General features: G+C 70.2%; 15 protein-coding genes. 13 read left to right on the top strand and 2 right to left on the bottom strand.

Going from position 1 to position 18,000, the window contains the following annotated elements; translation table 11 throughout:
• Window positions 1-16 precede the first annotated feature (16 nt).
• A complete protein-coding gene (locus MT347_RS00360; protein ID WP_243497085.1) occupies window positions 17-1,093 on the bottom strand; it encodes a LacI family DNA-binding transcriptional regulator in 1,077 nt (358 codons plus the stop codon).
• A 194-nt stretch (window positions 1,094-1,287) separates the two neighbouring features.
• Between MT347_RS00360 and MT347_RS00355 the strand changes: the two genes are divergently transcribed.
• From MT347_RS00355 to MT347_RS00295, 13 genes are all read left to right on the top strand, one after another.
• A complete protein-coding gene (locus tag MT347_RS00355; protein WP_243497084.1) occupies window positions 1,288-2,265 on the top strand; it encodes a glycosyl hydrolase family 32 in 978 nt (325 codons plus the stop codon).
• Between the two features lie 112 nt (window positions 2,266-2,377).
• Complete coding sequence (locus MT347_RS00350) at window positions 2,378-3,703, top strand: extracellular solute-binding protein (RefSeq protein WP_243497083.1); 1,326 nt, start codon at window positions 2,378-2,380, stop codon at window positions 3,701-3,703.
• Window positions 3,704-3,873: 170 nt separating this feature from the next.
• Complete coding sequence (locus MT347_RS00345; protein ID WP_243497082.1) at window positions 3,874-4,743, top strand: carbohydrate ABC transporter permease; 870 nt, start codon at window positions 3,874-3,876, stop codon at window positions 4,741-4,743.
• Window positions 4,740-5,591 carry a carbohydrate ABC transporter permease gene (locus tag MT347_RS00340; protein WP_243497081.1) on the top strand — a complete coding sequence of 284 codons (852 nt, stop codon included), beginning with the start codon at window positions 4,740-4,742 and terminating at the stop codon, window positions 5,589-5,591. Before MT347_RS00345 ends, MT347_RS00340 begins: the two co-directional genes overlap by 4 nt.
• A 67-nt stretch (window positions 5,592-5,658) precedes the next feature.
• Window positions 5,659-7,857 (top strand): alpha-galactosidase, encoded by a 2,199-nt coding sequence (locus MT347_RS00335; RefSeq protein WP_243497080.1) that lies wholly within the window; start codon window positions 5,659-5,661, stop codon window positions 7,855-7,857.
• 287 nt (window positions 7,858-8,144) lie between these two features.
• Window positions 8,145-9,401 (top strand): amidohydrolase family protein, encoded by a 1,257-nt coding sequence (locus MT347_RS00330; protein ID WP_243497079.1) that lies wholly within the window; start codon window positions 8,145-8,147, stop codon window positions 9,399-9,401.
• Window positions 9,402-9,430: 29 nt separating this feature from the next.
• A complete protein-coding gene (locus tag MT347_RS00325; RefSeq protein ID WP_243497078.1) occupies window positions 9,431-10,207 on the top strand; it encodes an ABC transporter ATP-binding protein in 777 nt (258 codons plus the stop codon).
• Window positions 10,204-11,094, top strand: coding sequence for an ABC transporter permease (locus MT347_RS00320; RefSeq protein ID WP_243497077.1), 891 nt, complete (start codon window positions 10,204-10,206; stop codon window positions 11,092-11,094). Before MT347_RS00325 ends, MT347_RS00320 begins: the two co-directional genes overlap by 4 nt.
• 135 nt (window positions 11,095-11,229) lie before the next feature.
• A complete protein-coding gene (locus tag MT347_RS00315) occupies window positions 11,230-12,405 on the top strand; it encodes an ABC transporter substrate-binding protein (RefSeq protein WP_243497076.1) in 1,176 nt (391 codons plus the stop codon).
• 345 nt (window positions 12,406-12,750) lie between these two features.
• Window positions 12,751-14,082, top strand: coding sequence for an FAD-binding oxidoreductase (locus MT347_RS00310; RefSeq protein WP_243497075.1), 1,332 nt, complete (start codon window positions 12,751-12,753; stop codon window positions 14,080-14,082).
• On the top strand, window positions 14,079-14,858 hold the full coding sequence (locus MT347_RS00305; RefSeq protein ID WP_243497074.1) for a creatininase family protein: 780 nt from the start codon (window positions 14,079-14,081) through the stop codon (window positions 14,856-14,858). Before MT347_RS00310 ends, MT347_RS00305 begins: the two co-directional genes overlap by 4 nt.
• A gap of 505 nt (window positions 14,859-15,363) precedes the next feature.
• Window positions 15,364-16,584 (top strand): MFS transporter, encoded by a 1,221-nt coding sequence (locus MT347_RS00300; RefSeq protein ID WP_243497073.1) that lies wholly within the window; start codon window positions 15,364-15,366, stop codon window positions 16,582-16,584.
• A gap of 53 nt (window positions 16,585-16,637) precedes the next feature.
• Window positions 16,638-17,015, top strand: coding sequence for a hypothetical protein (locus tag MT347_RS00295; protein WP_243497072.1), 378 nt, complete (start codon window positions 16,638-16,640; stop codon window positions 17,013-17,015).
• A 51-nt stretch (window positions 17,016-17,066) separates the two neighbouring features.
• On the opposite strand, the gene MT347_RS00290 is transcribed toward MT347_RS00295, so the two are convergent.
• Window positions 17,067-17,870: an alpha/beta fold hydrolase gene (locus MT347_RS00290; protein WP_243497071.1), complete on the bottom strand. Its 804-nt coding sequence runs from the start codon at window positions 17,868-17,870 to the stop codon at window positions 17,067-17,069.
• Between the last annotated feature and the right edge of the window lie 130 nt (window positions 17,871-18,000).

Genomic DNA, 18,000 nt, shown 5'->3' with positions numbered 1-18,000 from the left:
GGAGTGCGGCGTTCGATCAGCGCACCCAGTCGGGTTCGCTCGGACTCGTCTCGAACGTTCGCGCGAGGTCCGGGGGCACGTCGACGGATCCGCGCACGCGCAGCGGGACCGGGACGAGATGCTCCTGCTCGGGCTGGACCCCCGCCAACAGCAGGCGAACCGCGGCGGCGCCCATCTCGTCGAACGGAGCGGCGGCCGTCGTCAGCATCGGATCCAGGTAGACGGCGATGTCGTCGTCGTCGAAGGAGACGACCGCGACGTCGCGTCCCACGCGAAGACCCGCCTCGCCCAGCGCGCGATAGGCGCCGAACGCCAGACGATCGTTCAGACAGATGAGCGCGGCCGGCACCGATCCGTCGTCGATCAGCGCGCGAACGGACCGGTAGCCGTTGATCATCGACCAGGGCTGGACGGGGACTTGGGCCACGGGAACGACATCGTGTGAGCGCAGTGCGTCCCAGATCCCGTCGAGTCGTCGCTGCACCGCGACGGTGAGCCACTCGTCATCGGGCTGGTCGAGAGACCGCCCCAGGATGACGACGTCTGTCGTGTGGCCCGCGTCCAACAAGAGCGTCACGATGTCGCGCGCGCCCTGGTACTCGTCGGCCAGCACCACCCCTCTGGCGCCCTCCGCGGTCGCGTTGAGCATCACGACGGGCGTGACACCGACGAGCTCGGGCACCGAGAGGGTATGCGGTCTCGTCGCGGCGTAGATGATGCCGTCGACCTGCCGATCCAACAGCGCCTCTATCGCTCCGTCGACCGCTCCGTCTTCACCGTCGGTCTCCGCGATGAACAGAACGTGACCGTGCTTCTTTGCTTCTCTCAGCGCCCCGCGGATCAGCCCGCTCGCGAGGCGGTCGGTCGTGACCTGGTCGGAGATGAAGCCGATCACGTGCGACTTCTGCGTGCTCAGCGCACGAGCGGTGAGATTGGGGCGATAGCCCAAAGAGTCCGCCGCGGCGCGCACGCGCGCAGCGGCATCGGCGGACAGACGGGTGCCCTGCCGGTCGTTCATGATCAGCGACACCGCCGTCGTCGAGACTCCCGCGAGGCGCGCGACATCGGCCATCGTCACACGCTTCTGCCCCACGTGCGCACCTCCTCATCGCCGCTGCCTGATCCCAGCCTATCGATCCGTTTGCTAAAGCGCTTGACACGGTTTGCTAAAGCGCCTAACTTCACTAGTCAAGCGTGTTAGCACTCTCCCCACCCTCAACGCCGAAGGATCCCCGTGTCACTCACCACACCGCGAAGCGGAACCACGAACGGACGCGGGTGCCCCCGATGCTGAGCCTCGACGACTCGTGGGTGTGGGACTTCTGGCTGGCCGACGACGGGACCGACCACCACCTGTTCTTCTTGCACGCACCGATGTCCCTGGGCGACGAGTCCCGCCGACACCGCGCCGCGCGGATCGGTCACGCCGTGTCGACGGACCTCGTCCGGTGGGAGCTGCGGGACGCCCCCTTCTCGGTCGGATCCGCCGGGGCGTTCGACGAGACGGCCACCTGGACGGGAAACGTCCTGCAGGGCCCCGACGGGATCTGGCGGATGTTCTACACCGGTTCCCGCTTCCTCGCCGGCGAACCCCACATGGCGAACATCGAGACCGTCGGCATGGCGACATCCGTCGACCTGTCGACGTGGACCAAGCACCCCGGCCCGGTGACGTCGGCGGACGCCCGCTGGTATGAGACGTGGGGCACCTCCTCGTGGAAGGAGGAGGCCTGGCGGGACCCCTGGGTGTTCGCCGATCCCGAGGGCGACGGGTTCCACATGCTCGTCACCGCGCGCGCCAACCACGGCGATCTGAACGATCGCGGTGTCGTCGGGCACGCGGTCAGCACCGACCTCTCCACCTGGGAGGTGCGCCCCCCGCTGTCTCAGCCCGGCGCGGGCTTCGCGCACGTCGAGGTGTTGCAGGTTGCCCAGGTCGGCGACCGGTGTGTGCTGGTGTTCTCCTGCTCGGCTGACGCGACCACCACCGCTCGCGCGGTCGACCACCCGAACGTCGGCACCTGGGCGATGCTCGTCGACTCACCCACCGGGCCGTTCGACCTGTCGCAGGCACGGCCGCTGACGTCGGAGTCGTTGTACTCCGGCCGTCTCGTCCAGCGCCGCGATGAGAGCTGGGCTCTGCTGGCGTTCCACAACGATCGCACTCCCGAGGGCTTCCGCAGCGCCATCTCCGACCCCATCCCGTTCTCGATCTCGCCGCAGGGCGAGATCGACCTGCACGAGATCGCGGCGGCCCACTCCTGACCGCCCCCTCCCCCGCACTTGTCGCGCGCACCGCAGGCGTGCGCGCGATGCTCCACCGCCTCCCCCGCCTGCACCCCGTGTCCAACGACGGATATCCACATCAAGGAGAACGATGAACATCACACGAACGACGCGACGCGGCATCGTCGCCGCCACCGCACTCGCCACCAGCGCGGTGCTCCTCACCGCCTGCGCCGGCGGCGGGAGCGACAGCTCTGCCGGCGACGGCACGGGCGAGATCGACATCTGGGCCCTGCAGGGTCAGGACAGCGAGAATGCCGCGCTGCAGGCCGCGGTCGACGGCTTCAACTCGTCGCAGTCCGACATCACCGCGAGCCTGCGCCTGATCGCCGGCGACACGTACACGACGACGATCACCAGCACCCCGAAGGACCAGCTGCCCGACGTCCTCCAGATCGATGGACCGACCCTGGCGAGCTTCGCGTACAACGGCAAGATCACCCCGATCAGCGAGTACGTCTCGCCGGAGACCATCGACAACGCCACCGCCGGTTCGATCTCCGAGGGAACCTCCGGTGGGGAGCTCTACGCGCTCGCGCAATTCGACTCCGCGATGGGCCTGTACGGCAACAAAGCTCTGCTGGATGCCGCGGGAGTCACGTATCCGACGTCGATCGACACCGCGTGGACCTCGGACGAATTCACCGACGCCCTCGCCACCCTCGCCGCGGCGAGCCCGTCCGGCAAGGCGTTGGACCTGAACGAGGCCGGGCTGGCGGGCGAGTGGGGAACGTACGCCTTCGCGCCCTTCGTGTGGTCTGCAGGCGGGAACCTCCTCCAAGACGACACCGCCGCCGGAGCGTTGGACTCCGAGGCCAGCGTCGAGGCCTTGACCGACATCGCCGCCTGGAAACCGTTCGTCGACTCCAACGCCGACGGCAACGCGTTCCCCCATGGCCGCGTGGCCCTCGGCGTCGGCGGACACTGGAACTACCCCGCCTACAGCGAGGCCCTCGGCGACGACCTGCTGGTCATGCCTCTCCCCGACTTCGGCAACGGCCCGAAAGCCGGAGCCGGCTCGCTGACCTGGGGCATCGGAGCGGGTACCGACAACGGCAGCGCCGCGGGCGCGTTCCTGGACTACCTGCTCAACGACGACAACGTCACCGCGATGACGCAGGCCAACGGCGCGCCGCCCGCCACCGCGTCCGCCTTCGCCGCCGACCCGCTCTACAAGGAGGGCGGCCCGCTGGCCCTCTTCGGCGAGCAGCTCGCGAACTCGTGCGCCTCGGATGCCATCACCGACGGCTGCGTGGCGGTGTACCGACCCATCACCGCCGGGTACCCCACCGTCACCTCCCAGTTCGCCAGCGCGCTCTCGTCCGTCTGGGGAGGCTCCGCACCTCTGAAGACCCTCCAGGACGCCGCCACCACCATCGACCAGAACTTCGCCGACAACGACGGATACCAGCAGTAAGTCGCCTCACCCACCGTGGGGGTGCCCGCTCGACCGCGAGCACCCCCACACCCACCACACGTAAGAAGGGCAGCATCATGGTCACCCCCGTATCAACGGCGATACCCCCCGCAGGGCCACTCCCCCGCCCCCGCCGGATCCGATGGCGAGACACCCGCGACGGGGTCGTCATGGCCGCGCCCGCCGTCATCGGCCTCGTCCTCTTCGTCGGCGTCCCTTTCGTCGCCGCGATCGTGCTCTCGCTGTTCAACGTGCAGGCCGATCTGGCGCGCGACCCGCGATTCTGGGGATTCACGCACTACATCCGCCTGTTCACCGACCCGATCCTCTCGGGCACGTTCCTGCGGTCGCTGTTGAACAACCTCGTCTTCGCCGTCGTCGTCATCCCCGTTCAGACCGGGCTCGCCCTCGTGCTCGCCGTGCTCCTGAACCGGCGACTGCGGGGCGTGAAGTTCTTCCGCACCTTCTTCTTCATGCCGGTCGTGTTCCCGATGGCCCTGGTCGCCGTCATCTGGCGCCTGATCCTCGACCGCGGTGAAGACGGACTCCTCAACGCCTCGGTCTCCCTGATCACGGGCGGACTCGTCCCCGCGCAGGACTGGTTGGGCTCCTCCGCCACCGCCCTGGGGTCGGTGATCCTGCTGTCGATCTGGCAGGGTGTCGGCTTTCAAATGGTGATCATCCTCGCGGCACTGCAGGAGATCCCCGAGGAACGCTACGAGGCAGCCCGCCTGGACCGGGCCAACGGATGGCAGCAGTTCCGTCACGTCACCGTCCCCGGCATCCGCAACACCCTGATCTTCGTGACCCTGCTCACCACGATCCTGGCTTTCCGCGTCTACGACCAGGTGTACATCCTGATCCGCACCGCCGGGGCGAACGAGGATGCGACGCAGACGCTGCTGTACACCGCGACCAACGCGATCTTCTCGGAGAACAACCTCGGTCGCGCGTCCGCGATCTCCGTGGTGCTGTTCCTCATCATCGTGCTCATCACCATCGTGCAGCGTCGCCTGCTTCGCCAGAGGAGCGAGTCATGACCTCCACCCCCCGTTCACGTCGTACCGCCACGAACATCCGCGACTACGCCCTCATGACCGTCGCCGCGATCCTCATGTTCGCTCCGATCTTCTACCTCCTCGTGGGCAGCCTGAAGCCCTCCGCCGAGGTCCTGGACGGCTTCGCCGGGTTCCTCCCGACCAACCTCTCCTTCGACAACTACGCGGCGGTCTTCCAGGCGCTGAGCTCCGATGCCTCCGGATACTTCTGGCAGTTCATGTTCAACTCCGTCGCCATCTCGGTCGTGGTCGTCGTCGGCGGCCTCGTCGTCAACTCCCTCGCCGGATATGCGTTCTCGCGGCTCGAATGGGTGGGACGAGACAAAGTCTTCATCCTCATCATCCTGCTCGTGATCGTGCCGTTCGAATCCGTCGCGATCCCGCTCATGGCCCTCCTTCAGGGCGAGCGAGACACGCTGCTGGTGCAGATGATCCCGTTCATCGCGAACGCGTTCAGCGTGTTCCTCTTCTACACGTTCTTCCTCAACCTCCCCAAGAGCGTCGAAGAGGCGGCGCGGTTGGACGGGCTCGGCGCGTGGGGAACGTTCTTCCGCATCGTCGTGCCCAACTCCCGGCCCGTCTTCGCCACCGTCGCGATCCTGACCTTCCTGAGCTCCTGGGGGCAGTACCTCTGGCCATCGCTGGTGACCAGCGACCCGAGCGTTCGCCCCCTGCCCCTGCAGATGAGCGTCTTCTCCGCCCGCGTCCCCGTCGACTGGGGCCAGACGTTCGCGTTCGGCACGCTGCTCGTGCTCCCCGTGCTGATCGTGTTCCTCATCTTCCAGCGCTACTTCGTCCAGTCGGTCGCCGGCTCCGCCGTCAAGGGGTGACCGACAGCCACCGACCGACGCACCGCTCGACCCCGCTCACCCGACTCGCCTCCGAAGGAGACCACCCGTGACGACGAAGCCCCTCACCCGGATCTCGCTCCGCGCGGCCGGAGTGTCCCTGATCCTCGATCTCGACGGCGGGGCTCTTCCCACCGTTCTGCACTGGGGGGCCGATCCCGGGCTCGTCACGGCGGCCGACCTCGACGCCCTCGCCCGCGCCTCCCTCACGCCGATCGCCGCGAACGAGCCCGACGAGCCCGTGCGCGTCGGCATCGTGCCCGAGCACTGGCGCGGGTGGATGGGCCGCCCCGGCCTCAGCGGGTCCCGGGCCGGCCGGGCCTGGTCGCCGAGGTTCCAGACCGTCGACGTCCGCGCACGAACGGTCGACGGCGCCCCGGTGGTCACCACCACCCCGACGGTCGATCTCGCCGACGGCGGGCGGGTCGGCATCCGCGCCCAGGATCGAGAGTCCGCCCTCGAGCTCCTCCTCGAGGTGGAGATGGATCCCCGCGGGCTCGTCAGGATGCGCGCCGCTGTGACGAACCTCGGCGAGGACGACTACCAGGTCGACGAGATGCAGCTGAGCCTCCCCGTGCCCGCGCGCGCTTCCGAGACCCTCGACTTCGGCGGACGGTGGGGTAACGAGCGCGCCCCGCAACGTCATCCGATCGTGGTCGGCGCACATCGGCGCGAAGCTCGACGCGGCCGCACGGGCGCGGACTCCGCCTACGTCCTGCACGCCGGAACTCCCGGGTTCGGGTTCTCGTCGGGAGAGATCTGGGCGATGCACGTGGCCTGGTCCGGCAACCACGTCCACGAGGTGCAGCGACACAACAGTGGGGAGCAGTTCCTGTCCGGCGGCGAGCTCCTGCTCCCCGGCGAGATCCAGTTGTCCGCCGGCGACACGTACCGATCGCCCTGGGTCTACGCCAGCTACGGCGAGGGCCTCGACCGGATCGCGCGCCGCTTCCACGACCACCTCCGCGCCCGGCCCGACCACCCCCGGAGCGCTCGCCCCGTGACCCTCAACGTGTGGGAAGCGGTGTACTTCGACCACGACCTCCCCACGCTGACGGAGCTCGCAGACCGCGCCGCCGAGCTGGGAGTGGAGAGATTCGTCCTGGACGACGGCTGGTTCGGCAGTCGGCGGGATGACACGTCGGGGCTCGGCGACTGGGTCGTCTCCCCCGAGGTCTGGCCCGATGGCCTCCACCCCCTCGTCGATCACGTCCGCGGTCGCGGCATGCAGTTCGGGCTGTGGTTCGAGCCCGAGATGATCAATCCGGACTCCGACCTCGCTCGCGCACACCCCGAGTGGATGATGACCGCCGGGAGCCGGCATCCGGTCGAGTTCCGCCACCAGCAGGTGCTCAACCTCGGCATCCCGGAGTGCTACGCCCACATCCGCGACGCCCTGTTCGCCCTGCTCGACGAATATCGGATCGACTACATCAAGTGGGACCACAACCGCGACCTCATCGACGCCGGGACGGCATCCGACGGGCGGCCCGCCGTGCACGCACAGACGCTCGCGTTCTACGCACTCGTCGACGACCTGCGCGAGCGGTATCCCGAGCTGGAGATCGAATCGTGCTCGTCCGGCGGCGGTCGGGTCGACCTGGGCGTGCTGGAACGCACCGACCGCGTGTGGGTCTCGGACAACATCGATCCGCTCGACCGGCAACGCATGAATCGGTGGACCGCCCAGCTCGTCCCTCCCGAGATGATGGGCACCCACATCGCCTCCGGCGCATCCCATGTCACCGGACGAACTCACGACCTCTCCTTCCGAGCCGCGACCGCCGTGTTCGGGCATCTCGGCATCGAGTGGGACCTGCGCAAAGCCAGCGTGAGCGAGATCGCGCAGCTGCGCGACTGGGTGACGCTTCACCGGCGATTCCGCGGGCTGCTCCACAGCGGGGACGTCGTGCGCGTGGACCACCCCGACGACGCCGTCGTGGCGACCGGGGTCGTCTCCAGCGATCGCACAGAGGCGCTGTACTCCTATGCCGTCGTCGGCACCAGCGACGTGGTCGCGCCCGGCCGTGTGCGCTTCCCCGGCCTCGACCCGCAGCTCTCCTATCGCGTCGAGCCGCTCCTCGTCGAGCATCTGCCGCCGTCGACACGTCCACCGGCGTGGTGGCACGGTGACCGACCCGGGATCACCCTGCGCGGAAGCCTCCTGCGCGAGGTCGGACTCGCGATGCCGCTGCTCCCGCCCGAGCACGCCGTCCTCCTCGCTCTCCGGGCCGGAACGGACGGCTGAGAGAAGACGACCGGAATCTCCCTCCCGTCGATCCAGCCCGGCTGACCCCCGGCACGATGACGCCGGAGCAGGCAGCGCCCTCGGCGTTCACCCGATCCTGACGCGGGCGGGGCGAACTTTGTCACGAGGGTCACGCGGGAGAAATACAGCGGAAACGCAGGGTTCCTAGCATCGGAGCATCGCCGGATGTTGGTCACACCAACACTGGCGCAGCCGCCCCCGGCGGCTCACCCCAACGTCGTGGTGCCCGTCTCGCCGCTCGTCACAACGACTCTCCGGAGGCCCTCGTGTCCGCCGCTCCACCCGCCTCGATCGCCGCCCTTCGCGGCGTGCGCCTCGCCTCCGGCGCGGTCGTCGACATCGCCCTCGACGGCGACGAGGTGCTGGCGGTCGTTCCGGCGGGCACCCCCCTCCCTGACACCGACGGCATCACCCTCGACCTCTCCGGGTACCTCGTCACCGCCGCCGGCGCAGAACCTCACGCGCACCTCGACAAGTCGCAGTCCTGGGATGCCATCCAACCCCCGTTCGGAGATCTGGAGCGCGCGATCGAGAGCTGGCACGCCTACGCGGTGGCCCTCGACGAAGAAGACACGCTCCGTCGGGCCCGCTCGACGGCGCTGCGGATGCTGGCATCCGGGATCACCGCGGTGCGTACGCACGTCGACCTGCTGCGAGGGAATGACGTCCTGACCGGCGTGCGAGCGATGGTGCGCCTCCGCGACGAGCTCGCCGGCCTCATGGACGTCGAACTCGTCGCCCTCGGCGGACCCACCATCGCCGACGACGTGTTCGAGGCCGCCCTCGACGCCGGCGTCGACCTCGTCGGGGGTGCCCCGCACCTCGCCGACGACCCGATCGCCGACCTCGAACGTCTCATCGCCCTCGCCCGTCGCCGCGACGTGGGACTCGACCTGCACACCGACGAGAGCCTCGCAGGCTTCGACACCCTCGCCGCCTACGCCGCCGCCGTCACGGGCTGGCACCGTCCCCGGACCGCCGGCCACTGCGTGCGCCTGAGCATGATGGCCGAAGCCGAGCTCGACACGCTCGCCGACGGCATCCGCACCGCCGACATCGGCATCGTGGCGCTTCCCATCACCAACCTCTACCTGCAGGGGTGGGGCCTCGACCGGGCGGTGCCCCGCGGAATCGCGCCGATCGGCCGCCTCAAAGTCGCCGGGGTGCGCGTCGCCGCGGGAGCGGACAACGTGCGCGACCCCTTCAACCCCGTGGGGCGCTGCGACCACCTCGAGACCGCCTCGCTCCTCGTCAGCGCCGGGCACCTCGCCCCCGGTGACGCGATGGATGCCGTGACCGTCGGCGCCCGCGACGTGATGGGCCTGCCCCTCGCCGGCCCGGTCGCCGGAGCCCGCGCCGACCTCGTCGCCGTGAAAGCCGCCTCCCTCGGCGACGCCGTCGCCTTCGCCAGTGCCGACCGCGTCGTGATCCACCGCGGGCGGCTCGTCAGCCGCACCACCGTCTCGACCGAGATCGCGGCATCCGTCTCCACCCGCTCCGCCGCACCCGCGACGGCGCCGTAACCCGCCCCCAACGGAAAGTGAGCGCCCCCGTGACCTTGGCCTCTCCCGCCCCGGTATCCGTCGCGGATCCCACCGCGCCGATCCTGGACTTCCGCAACGTCGCCCTGACGTTCCCCAACGGCACCACCGCCCTCTCCGGCGTCGACCTCACCGTCAACCGCGGCGAGTTCGTCAGCGTCGTCGGCCCCTCCGGATGCGGCAAGTCGACCCTGCTGCGCATCGCCTCGGGACTCGAGACCGCGAGCGAGGGCGTCGCCACCGTGAACACCGACCGCATCGGGTACGTGTTCCAGGACGCGACGCTCCTGCCCTGGCGCGACGTGCAGTCCAACGTCGAGCTCCTCGCCGAACTCAACTGGCAGCCCAAGCGCGTTCGCACCCCGAAAGCGAAATGGGCCATCGACCTCGTCGGCCTGAACGGGTTCGAGAAGCACCTGCCCAAGCAGATGTCGGGCGGCATGAAGATGCGCGCCTCGCTCGCCCGTTCGCTCACGCTCGACCCCGAACTCTTCCTGTTCGACGAGCCGTTCGGTGCCCTCGACGAGATCACCCGCGAGCGCCTGAACGACGAGCTCATCAAGATCTTCGTCGCGCAGAAGTTCGGCGGCCTCTTCATCACCCACTCGGTCTCCGAGGCCATCTACCTCTCCACCAAGGTCGTCGTGATGTCGGGGCGTCCCGGCCACCTCGTCGACACCTTCGAGATCCCCTTCGACATGCCCCGCGACCCCGAGATCCGCTACACCGCGGAGTACGCGAAGCTCGTCGGCGAGGTCTCCCACGCCCTTCGGGAAGGACACTCATGAGCACCACATCTGCAGAGCCGGTCGCCATCGAGTCGACCGCGCCCACCGGCTCCACTCCCCCGCCCGCACCGCCGACGCCGCGCACGGCCACCGCCCGTCGCGGGTTCGCCGCGCGCGTCGGCCTCATCGCACCGCCGCTGGCCGTGCTCGTCGTGCTGCTCGGCGTCTGGTACGCCATCTCCATCGGGCTCAGCGCCTCGGGCAAGGGCTTCCTCATGCCCATGCCGCACGAGATGTTCACCCTCGGGTTCTTCGACCCGCAGGTGGGCTCCGACATCTGGATCGCGCTGTTCCGCACGACCGGCGTCGCCCTCACCGGCCTGTTCGTGGCGATGGTGCTCGGCATCGGCTGGGCGATCGCGATGTCGCTCGCGCGCTGGGTCGAGCGCTCCACCTACGCCTACGCCGTGATGCTCCAGTGCATCCCGATCCTCGCGCTGGTGCCGCTGGTCGGCTTCTGGTTCGGCTACGAGTTCCTCGCCCGCGTGATCGTCTGCGTGTTGATCGCCCTGTTCCCGATGGTGTCGAACACGCTGTTCGGTCTGCAGTCGGTCGACAAGTCCCAGCGCGAACTCTTCCGCCTGCAGAAGGCCAACAAGTGGACGGTGCTCACCAAGCTCACCCTCCCCGCAGCCCTCCCCTCGATCTTCGTCGGCATGCGCACCTCGGCGGGCCTGTCGGTCATCGGCGCGATCGTCGGCGACTACTTCTTCCGCCGCGGCGAGCCGGGCATCGGCTCGCTGATCGCCAACTACCAGTCGCGCCTGCAGAGCGCCGAGCTGTTCGCGGCCATCCTCGCCGCGTGCCTTCTCGGAGTGGCGATCTTCGCCTTCTTCGGCTGGCTGTCGAAGGTGGCCGTCGGCCGCTGGTACGACAGCACCCTCTGACCCGCACCCCTCCCCCACCGGATGCCGCGCTCGCGCACGACGCACGGCGGCATCCGGCGTACCCGAAAACACCCGCACCCGAAATCACCCGCACCGCACCCGAGAAGCCCCACCCGTCACAGAAAGCGAACCAGCATGCAGCGCTCCACCCTCGTCCGCGGCACCGCCGTCACCGGCGCCGTCGCGATCGCCCTCACCCTGACCTCCTGCGCCGGCAGCGCCGCGGAGACCGCCCCCACCGCCGACATGGAGATCGGCGCGGTCGACCTGTCGGCCGACTGCCCCTCGACCGTCGTCATCCAGACGGACTGGAACCCCGAAGCCGAGCACGGTCACCTCTACGAGATGATCAAGGACGACTACACGATCGACGCGAACACCAAGGCGGTCACCGGTCCCCTGATGGCCGGCGGCGAGTACACCGGCGTGAACCTCGAGATCCGCGCCGGAGGACCCGCCATCGGTTTCCAGACCGTCTCGGCGCAGATGTACCAGGATGACGCCATCACCCTCGGGTACATCAGCACCGACGAGGCGATCCAGCTGTCGGGCACCACGCCCACCAAGGCCGTCTTCGCGCCTCTGGACATCAGCCCGACCATGGTCATGTGGGACCCCGAGACCTACCCGGACGTCAAGACGGTGGATGACGTCAAGTCCGCCCTCTCCGCCAACGGCGGTGTCTGGCGCTACTTCGACGGCTCGGCGTACATCGAGTACCTCAAGAGCGCCGGCCTCGCCGACGCCTCGATCCTCGACGGCTCGTACGACGGCACGCCCTCGAACTTCGTCGCCGCCGGCGGTAAGGACATGCAGCAGGGCTTCGCCTCGGCCGAGCCCTACGTGTACCAGAACGAGGTCTCGGCGTGGGGCAAGCCCGTCGACTTCGCCCTGATCCACGACGCCGGATGGCAGACGTACCAGTCGTCTGTGTCGGTGAAGTCGGCCGACTTCGACGAGCTGTCGCCGTGCCTGACCAAGCTCGTTCCCGTGCTGCAGCAGGCCGGCGTCGACTACTACAAGGACCCCGCGGCGGCCAACACGCTCATCCTCGACCTGGTCGACCAGTACGCCACCGGCTGGACCTACACGCAGGGCGTCGCCGACTACTCGGTCAAGACGCAGGTCGACCTGGGCCTCGTCGGCAATGGCACGGACTCGACCTACGGCAACTTCGACGACGACCGCTTCGCGGACTTCTTCGACAAGGCCGGCAAGGTCTACACCGACCTCGGCACCCCGCCGGCGGACGGCTACACGCCGGCCGACCTGTACACCAACGAGTTCGTCGACACCTCGATCTCGTTCTAACGCGAACGGCCGGGTCGGCTGACTCCGACCCGGCCGTTCTCTCCCCGCGAGGGCTCGCACGCGCGCCGCGGTCCGGCCCGCTTCGTGCGGGCCGGGCCGTCCGGTCCCTCCCTCGCCGGTGACCGAGCGGACACAACGCAGGAATTACGACGCCGAGCACCCCCCCGCCCAGCGGAAGTCAGCCGGATCGGCCGGAAAACTCCTGCGTCGTGTCCCACGGGGCCCTCGCGAAGCGGAGCGACGACCCACCGAGCCCGAGCCCGGATCCCTCAGCTCGTCGACGAGACCCCCTACCCCCCGACCCCCGGCATCCATCCCCACCCGTTCCACCCGGAGACACACCCCATGAGCGACACCGCCACCCGCGTCCTCTCCCTTGAGGACGAACTCCTCGACCTGCTCGGTCCCGCCGCCGTCAGTGCCGAACCGCGCGTGCGCGAGCGCGCCAGCGTCGACGGCTCCCCCATGTCCCCGATCATCGCGGCGCAACTGCCGCTCGGTCTCGCCGACCTCGTCGTCTTCGCCGCCAACGCCGAGCAGATCGCCACGGCCGTCGCCGCGGCATCCCGTCACGGAGTCCCGATCACCGTGCGTGGCAAGGGCACCGGCAACTACGGCCAGGGCATCCCGATGCAGGGCGGACTGGTGATTGACACCACGCGCGCCAAGGCCATCGTCGAGGTGGGCGACGGCTTCATCACGGCCGAGGCCGGCACACCGATGGTGCTGCTCGAGCAGGCCGCGTGGGCCGCCGGTCAGGCGCTGTGGATGTACCCCTCGACCGCGCAGTCGACCATCGGCGGCTTCCTCGCCGGCGGCTCCGGCGGCACCGGCTCGATCGAGCACGGATCGAACGACCGCGGCTTCGTCGCCGCCCTCGACGTCGTGCACGCCGACGGAAGCGACGCGATCCACCATTTCGAGGGCGACGAGGCCCAGAAGTACGTGCACAACTACGGGACGGCGGGCGTGATCGTGCGCGCGACCGTGCGCCTGGAACCCCTGCGCGAGTGGCGCGGGCTGTGGGCGAGCTTCCCCGACTTCGCCGGGACGCTGTCGGTCGTGCAGCGCGTCGGCACCCTCGACCCCTCCCCGCGCCTGGTGTCGGGCGACGGGCCCGAGATCTCGGCATCCCTTCCCACCGACGAGGCCATCCCCGATGGGCGGTCGAGCCTGCGCGTGATCCTGGACGCCGGCCAGATCGACACCGTCACCGCGATCATCGAGGGCGCGGGAGGCCGTGTCGAAGCGGTCCGCGAGGGGCCGCAGGCCAGCATCCGCCTCTCGATGCTGAGCTACAACCACCCGATCGAGTGGTACCAGAAGAGCCAGCCGCACGAGGTCTTCCACCTCGAGGTCGCCGGCGCCCCGTTGGCCGACGACATCGAGGCCGTCGAGGCGGTGTTCCCGGGCTCGCACCTGCACATCGAGTCGACGAAGGCCTTCCCGATCGGCATGCTCGCCGCGCCCTACGTGAGCGAAGAGGACGTCTACCGCGGCATCGCCGAGCTGAACGCGATCGGGGTGAGCGTGCACAACCCCCACCAGTGGAACGTCGACTTCAACGTCGAGCAGACCGCCGAGACCGCGTCCCTGACCGACCCGAACGGCCTGCTGAACCCCGGCAAGCTCAACCCCGACTACACCGGCGCGCGCAAGGGAGCGATCATCTCATGACCCGTCTTCTCGCCGAGCTCAGCGGCCCCGCCGCAGCCGAAGCCCTGACCGAGGACTCGATCCTCGTGCTCCCCACGGGCGCGATCGAGCACCACGGCCCGCATCTGCCCCTGGCGACGGATGCCATCGTGGCCGAGGCGTCTGCGACGGCCGCCGTCGCGCGGGCCGCCGCACAGGGCCTGGACGTCTGGCAGCTGCCGACCCTGTCGATCACGAAGTCGGACGAACACTCGTGGGCACCGGGAACCCTCTGGCTCACGCCCGAGACCATGCTGCAGACGGTCGTCGACATCGGCCGCTCGATCCTCACCACGCGTGCGCGGACGCTCGTGTTCCTCAACGGCCACGGCGGCAACGTGGCGCTGCTGAACGTCGCCAACCGCGAGCTGCGGCGCCGCTTCGGCCTGCGCACCTTCTTCATGCCCGCGGCTCGCGTGCCGTCCTTCGACGGCACCGACGGCACCCCCGACGAGCACGGCACCGGCATACACGCCGGCTACGGCGAGACGAGCATGATCATGCACCTGCGTCCCGAGCTGGTCGATCCGGCGCAGTTCGCCCCGACCGTGCCGGCGCACATCGGCGAGTTCCGGCACATCGGCTTCAACTCGAAGCCCGTGACGTTCGGGTGGCTGTCGAACGACTTCGGCCCCACCGGCGTGCTGGGCGACCCGACCGGCTCGAACGCCGCGGCAGGAGCCGCGCTGTTCGAGGACAGCGTGTCGTTCGTCGTGGAGGCGCTCGAGGAGATCAGCCGATTCGACTACACGGCGTGATGCGGGCCGCGCGCGCACACCTCCTGCCGCAGCGAGTCGTTGCGATCCCGTGCGCGGGTGAGGCGCCGGTGCGCAGGAGTTGTGCGCCTCGCGGTGCACGATCGGGCGGGCGAGGCGGGGCGGCTGTGCGGAGCGCTGCGGCTGGGTCCGGCGCGGCGGGTGGGTCCGGCGCCGCGGGTGCACGGGGCGCCGCGGCCGCGCGGGCGGCGGGCAACGCCGGGCGGGCGGACACAACGCAGGAGATCCGCCACCCGAACCACACCCCAACCCGACACCGACGGCCCGCCGGCACCAGAACTCCTGCGTTGTGCACGACGGGCGGGTCACCCCACGCGACCGCGCCGCGCCCGGGCGGCGCCCGACCGGCCGACACAACGCAGGAGATCCACCACCCGAACCACACCCCAACCCGACACCGACGGCCCGCCGGCACCAGAACTCCTGCGTTGTGTACGACGGGCGGGTCACCGGCTCTTCTCCCACGGACGGCGACGGGGATAGCGGCGTGAGCGTCGCCGCCGAACCGGCGCAGGGCGTCCGCGCGTACGGGCAGGTGCTGCGACTCCCCGGGGCGCGGACGTTCGTCGCGGCCGGGATCCTCGCCCGCTTCCCTCGCGCGACGCTGTCGCTCGGGATCATCCTGCTCGTGTCGGCGGCGACCGGCAGCTTCGCCTCGGCCGGGCTCGTCGTGGCACCGCTGGTCGGCGGCATGGCGATCGCGGCTCCCCTGTGGTCGTCGCGCATGGATCGGCACGGCCAGGCCCGCGTCATCCTGGTCTCCCTCGGATGCCTCGTGCTCGCGGCATCCGGTCTGCTCGCCCTCGTGCTGACGGGGGCGCCGTTCTGGACGTGGCTCGTCGCGGCATTCGTGACGGGAGCCGGGACCCCCGACCTGACCTCGGCCGTGCGCGCACGCTGGACCGTGCTCGCCCCGGAGCGCCAGCGAACGGCCGCCCTGGCCCTTGAGACCATCGCTGATCAGATGGTGTTCATCGCCGGACCTCCGGCGATCACCGCGGTCGCCGCGGCTCTGGACCCGGCGGTGGCGATGCTCGGCTCGCTCGGGCTGGGGCTCGTCGGCGGTGTCTGGCTCGCCTCGCAGCGCGCGACGGAACCCGCACCGGACCCGCGACCGACCCGACGCGGAATCGTCCTGCCGCCCGCCGGTGTCGTACCGATCGCCCTGGCGTGCGTGGCGCTGGGCGGGGTCTTCGGCGCGTTCGACGTGAGCCTCGTCGGCTGGGCCGAGCTCGGCGAGCGGCCCTGGCTCGCCGGCCCCGCTTTCAGCGCCCTCGCCGTGGCGATCGCGATCGGCTCGGTCATCACGGGGGCACGGGCCTGGAAGCTGTCCCCCGCCGCGCGCTTCATCGCCTTCGCGACGCTGGCCGCGGTCGTCGCGGTCGGTCTGCCGTTCGCGCAGGGCTCGGTGCCGGCACTCTTCGTCGTGATCCTGCTGCTCGGGCTGGCGGTGTCGCCGGTGATGGTCAGCGGCATCCTGGTCGCCTCGGCCCGCGCTCCCGAGGGCCGGGTCACCGAGACCCTCGCCTACCCCACCGCCGCGATGTCGCTGGGCGTGCCGATCGGCGGGGTGATCGCCGGAGCGGCCCTGGATGCCACGGGTCCGGCCGCAGCCCTCGCCGCGATCGCGGTATCGCTTGCTCTCGCCGCGGTGATCGCCGCGGTGGGTGAGGCGGTGCTGCGGGTGGGGCGTCGAGCTCGCGCCTGACCGTGGTGCGCAGCTGCCGACGACAGCGCGATGTCGACGCGTAGCCTGAGGGCGTGGGCGACGCGGAGCGGGACGACGAGCGACGCTCGCGCCTGGCCTTCTGGAGCTGGCAGGATCGCCAGCTGCGATCGACCGATCCGCCGCGACTCGAGAACGGTCGGCGCCTCATCCGCGTGCGCCCGGAGTGGGCGATCGGTCTTCCGTTATGGGAGAGCTTCACCGAGGTTCACCAGGTCGCGCGCGAGGCCCTGCCGATCTCACCGGAGCTCCAGGACGCCCTCGTGGCGTGGAACGAGAGCTGGCAGGACAGGGCGCACGACGCGGACCTTCGCACCCCGCAGCGGTGGATCGCCGAGGGCCACGAATTGGTCGATCGGTTGCGGGAGGAGTTGCGGGACATTGCCGAGATCCGCGCCGAGTTCGACCTCTGACCGTCGCTCCCGGCCCGTGCGGGCGTCCGGCACCCCGACCTGCGGCGGCGCTCAGCGTCGGAGCGCGTCGAGCGCTGCGTCGAGGCGCCGGAGCACCGAGACGTGACCGTCGTCGGGGTGCAGGTCGAGCGTCGCATCGGGTAGCGCCGCGGCCAGCATCCTCGCGTGAGCCGGAGGGATGACGCGGTCCCGCTCCCCGTGCACGAGGAGGACGGATGCCGACACCCGGGCCAGGTCGAAACCCCATGGCCGCGTGAACGCGAGGTCATCGTCGATCAGTCCGTCGGGGCCAAGAGCCTCCGCCGCGCTGGCGTCGGCTCCGAGCGCGACCCACTCGCCCCGGAGCGCCGCGTAGTCGGCATCCACGAAAGAAGCCGCGTCGAACTCGTCGGTCTGGGCGAAGCGTCGGCGCGCTTGTTCGCCTTCGGCCGCAGCACGCAGACCACCGGGTGCCTGCATGCCGGCGAACCACGCGTCCTCGCCGGTGAACGGCGCGGGCGAGGCGAACGTGATCACCGCGCGGACGAGTCCCGGCATCGCGGCCGCGCAGGCGAGCGCGTGCGGACCGCCCCCGGACGCGCCGACCGAGATCAGGGATGCCACGCCGAGGGCGCCGAGGACCGGCCGCAGCCCCGCCGCGACGTCGGCGACGGTGCGCCCCGCCTGGCGCGGCGAGCCGGCGTAGGCGGGCCGCGCCACCGACACCACCGCGAGGCCATGTGCGTCGGCCGCGGCCCGCACGGGCGGGAGGATCGCGCCGGTCTGCGGTGAGCCGTGGTGCCAGAGGAGCACCTCGAGGCCGGCGAGATCGTCGCGGGAGGTGTGGACGTCGAGTCCGGCGATGGTGCGGCGCATGCCTTCACGCTGGCACGCGCGGCGCGCGGGCGCGAGGGCCGCGCGGTGTGTTCGAGGCGGCGGGGTGGGGCGAGGGCCGTGTGTCGGCGTTTAGGGCGGCGGGGTGGGGCGGGCGTCGGTGTTCGAGTGT

It is taken from the genome of Microbacterium sp. VKM Ac-2923 (assembly GCF_022815605.1).
In the GTDB taxonomy this organism is placed as follows: domain Bacteria; phylum Actinomycetota; class Actinomycetes; order Actinomycetales; family Microbacteriaceae; genus Microbacterium.
This window is presented reverse-complemented; position numbering and strand designations above follow the sequence as displayed.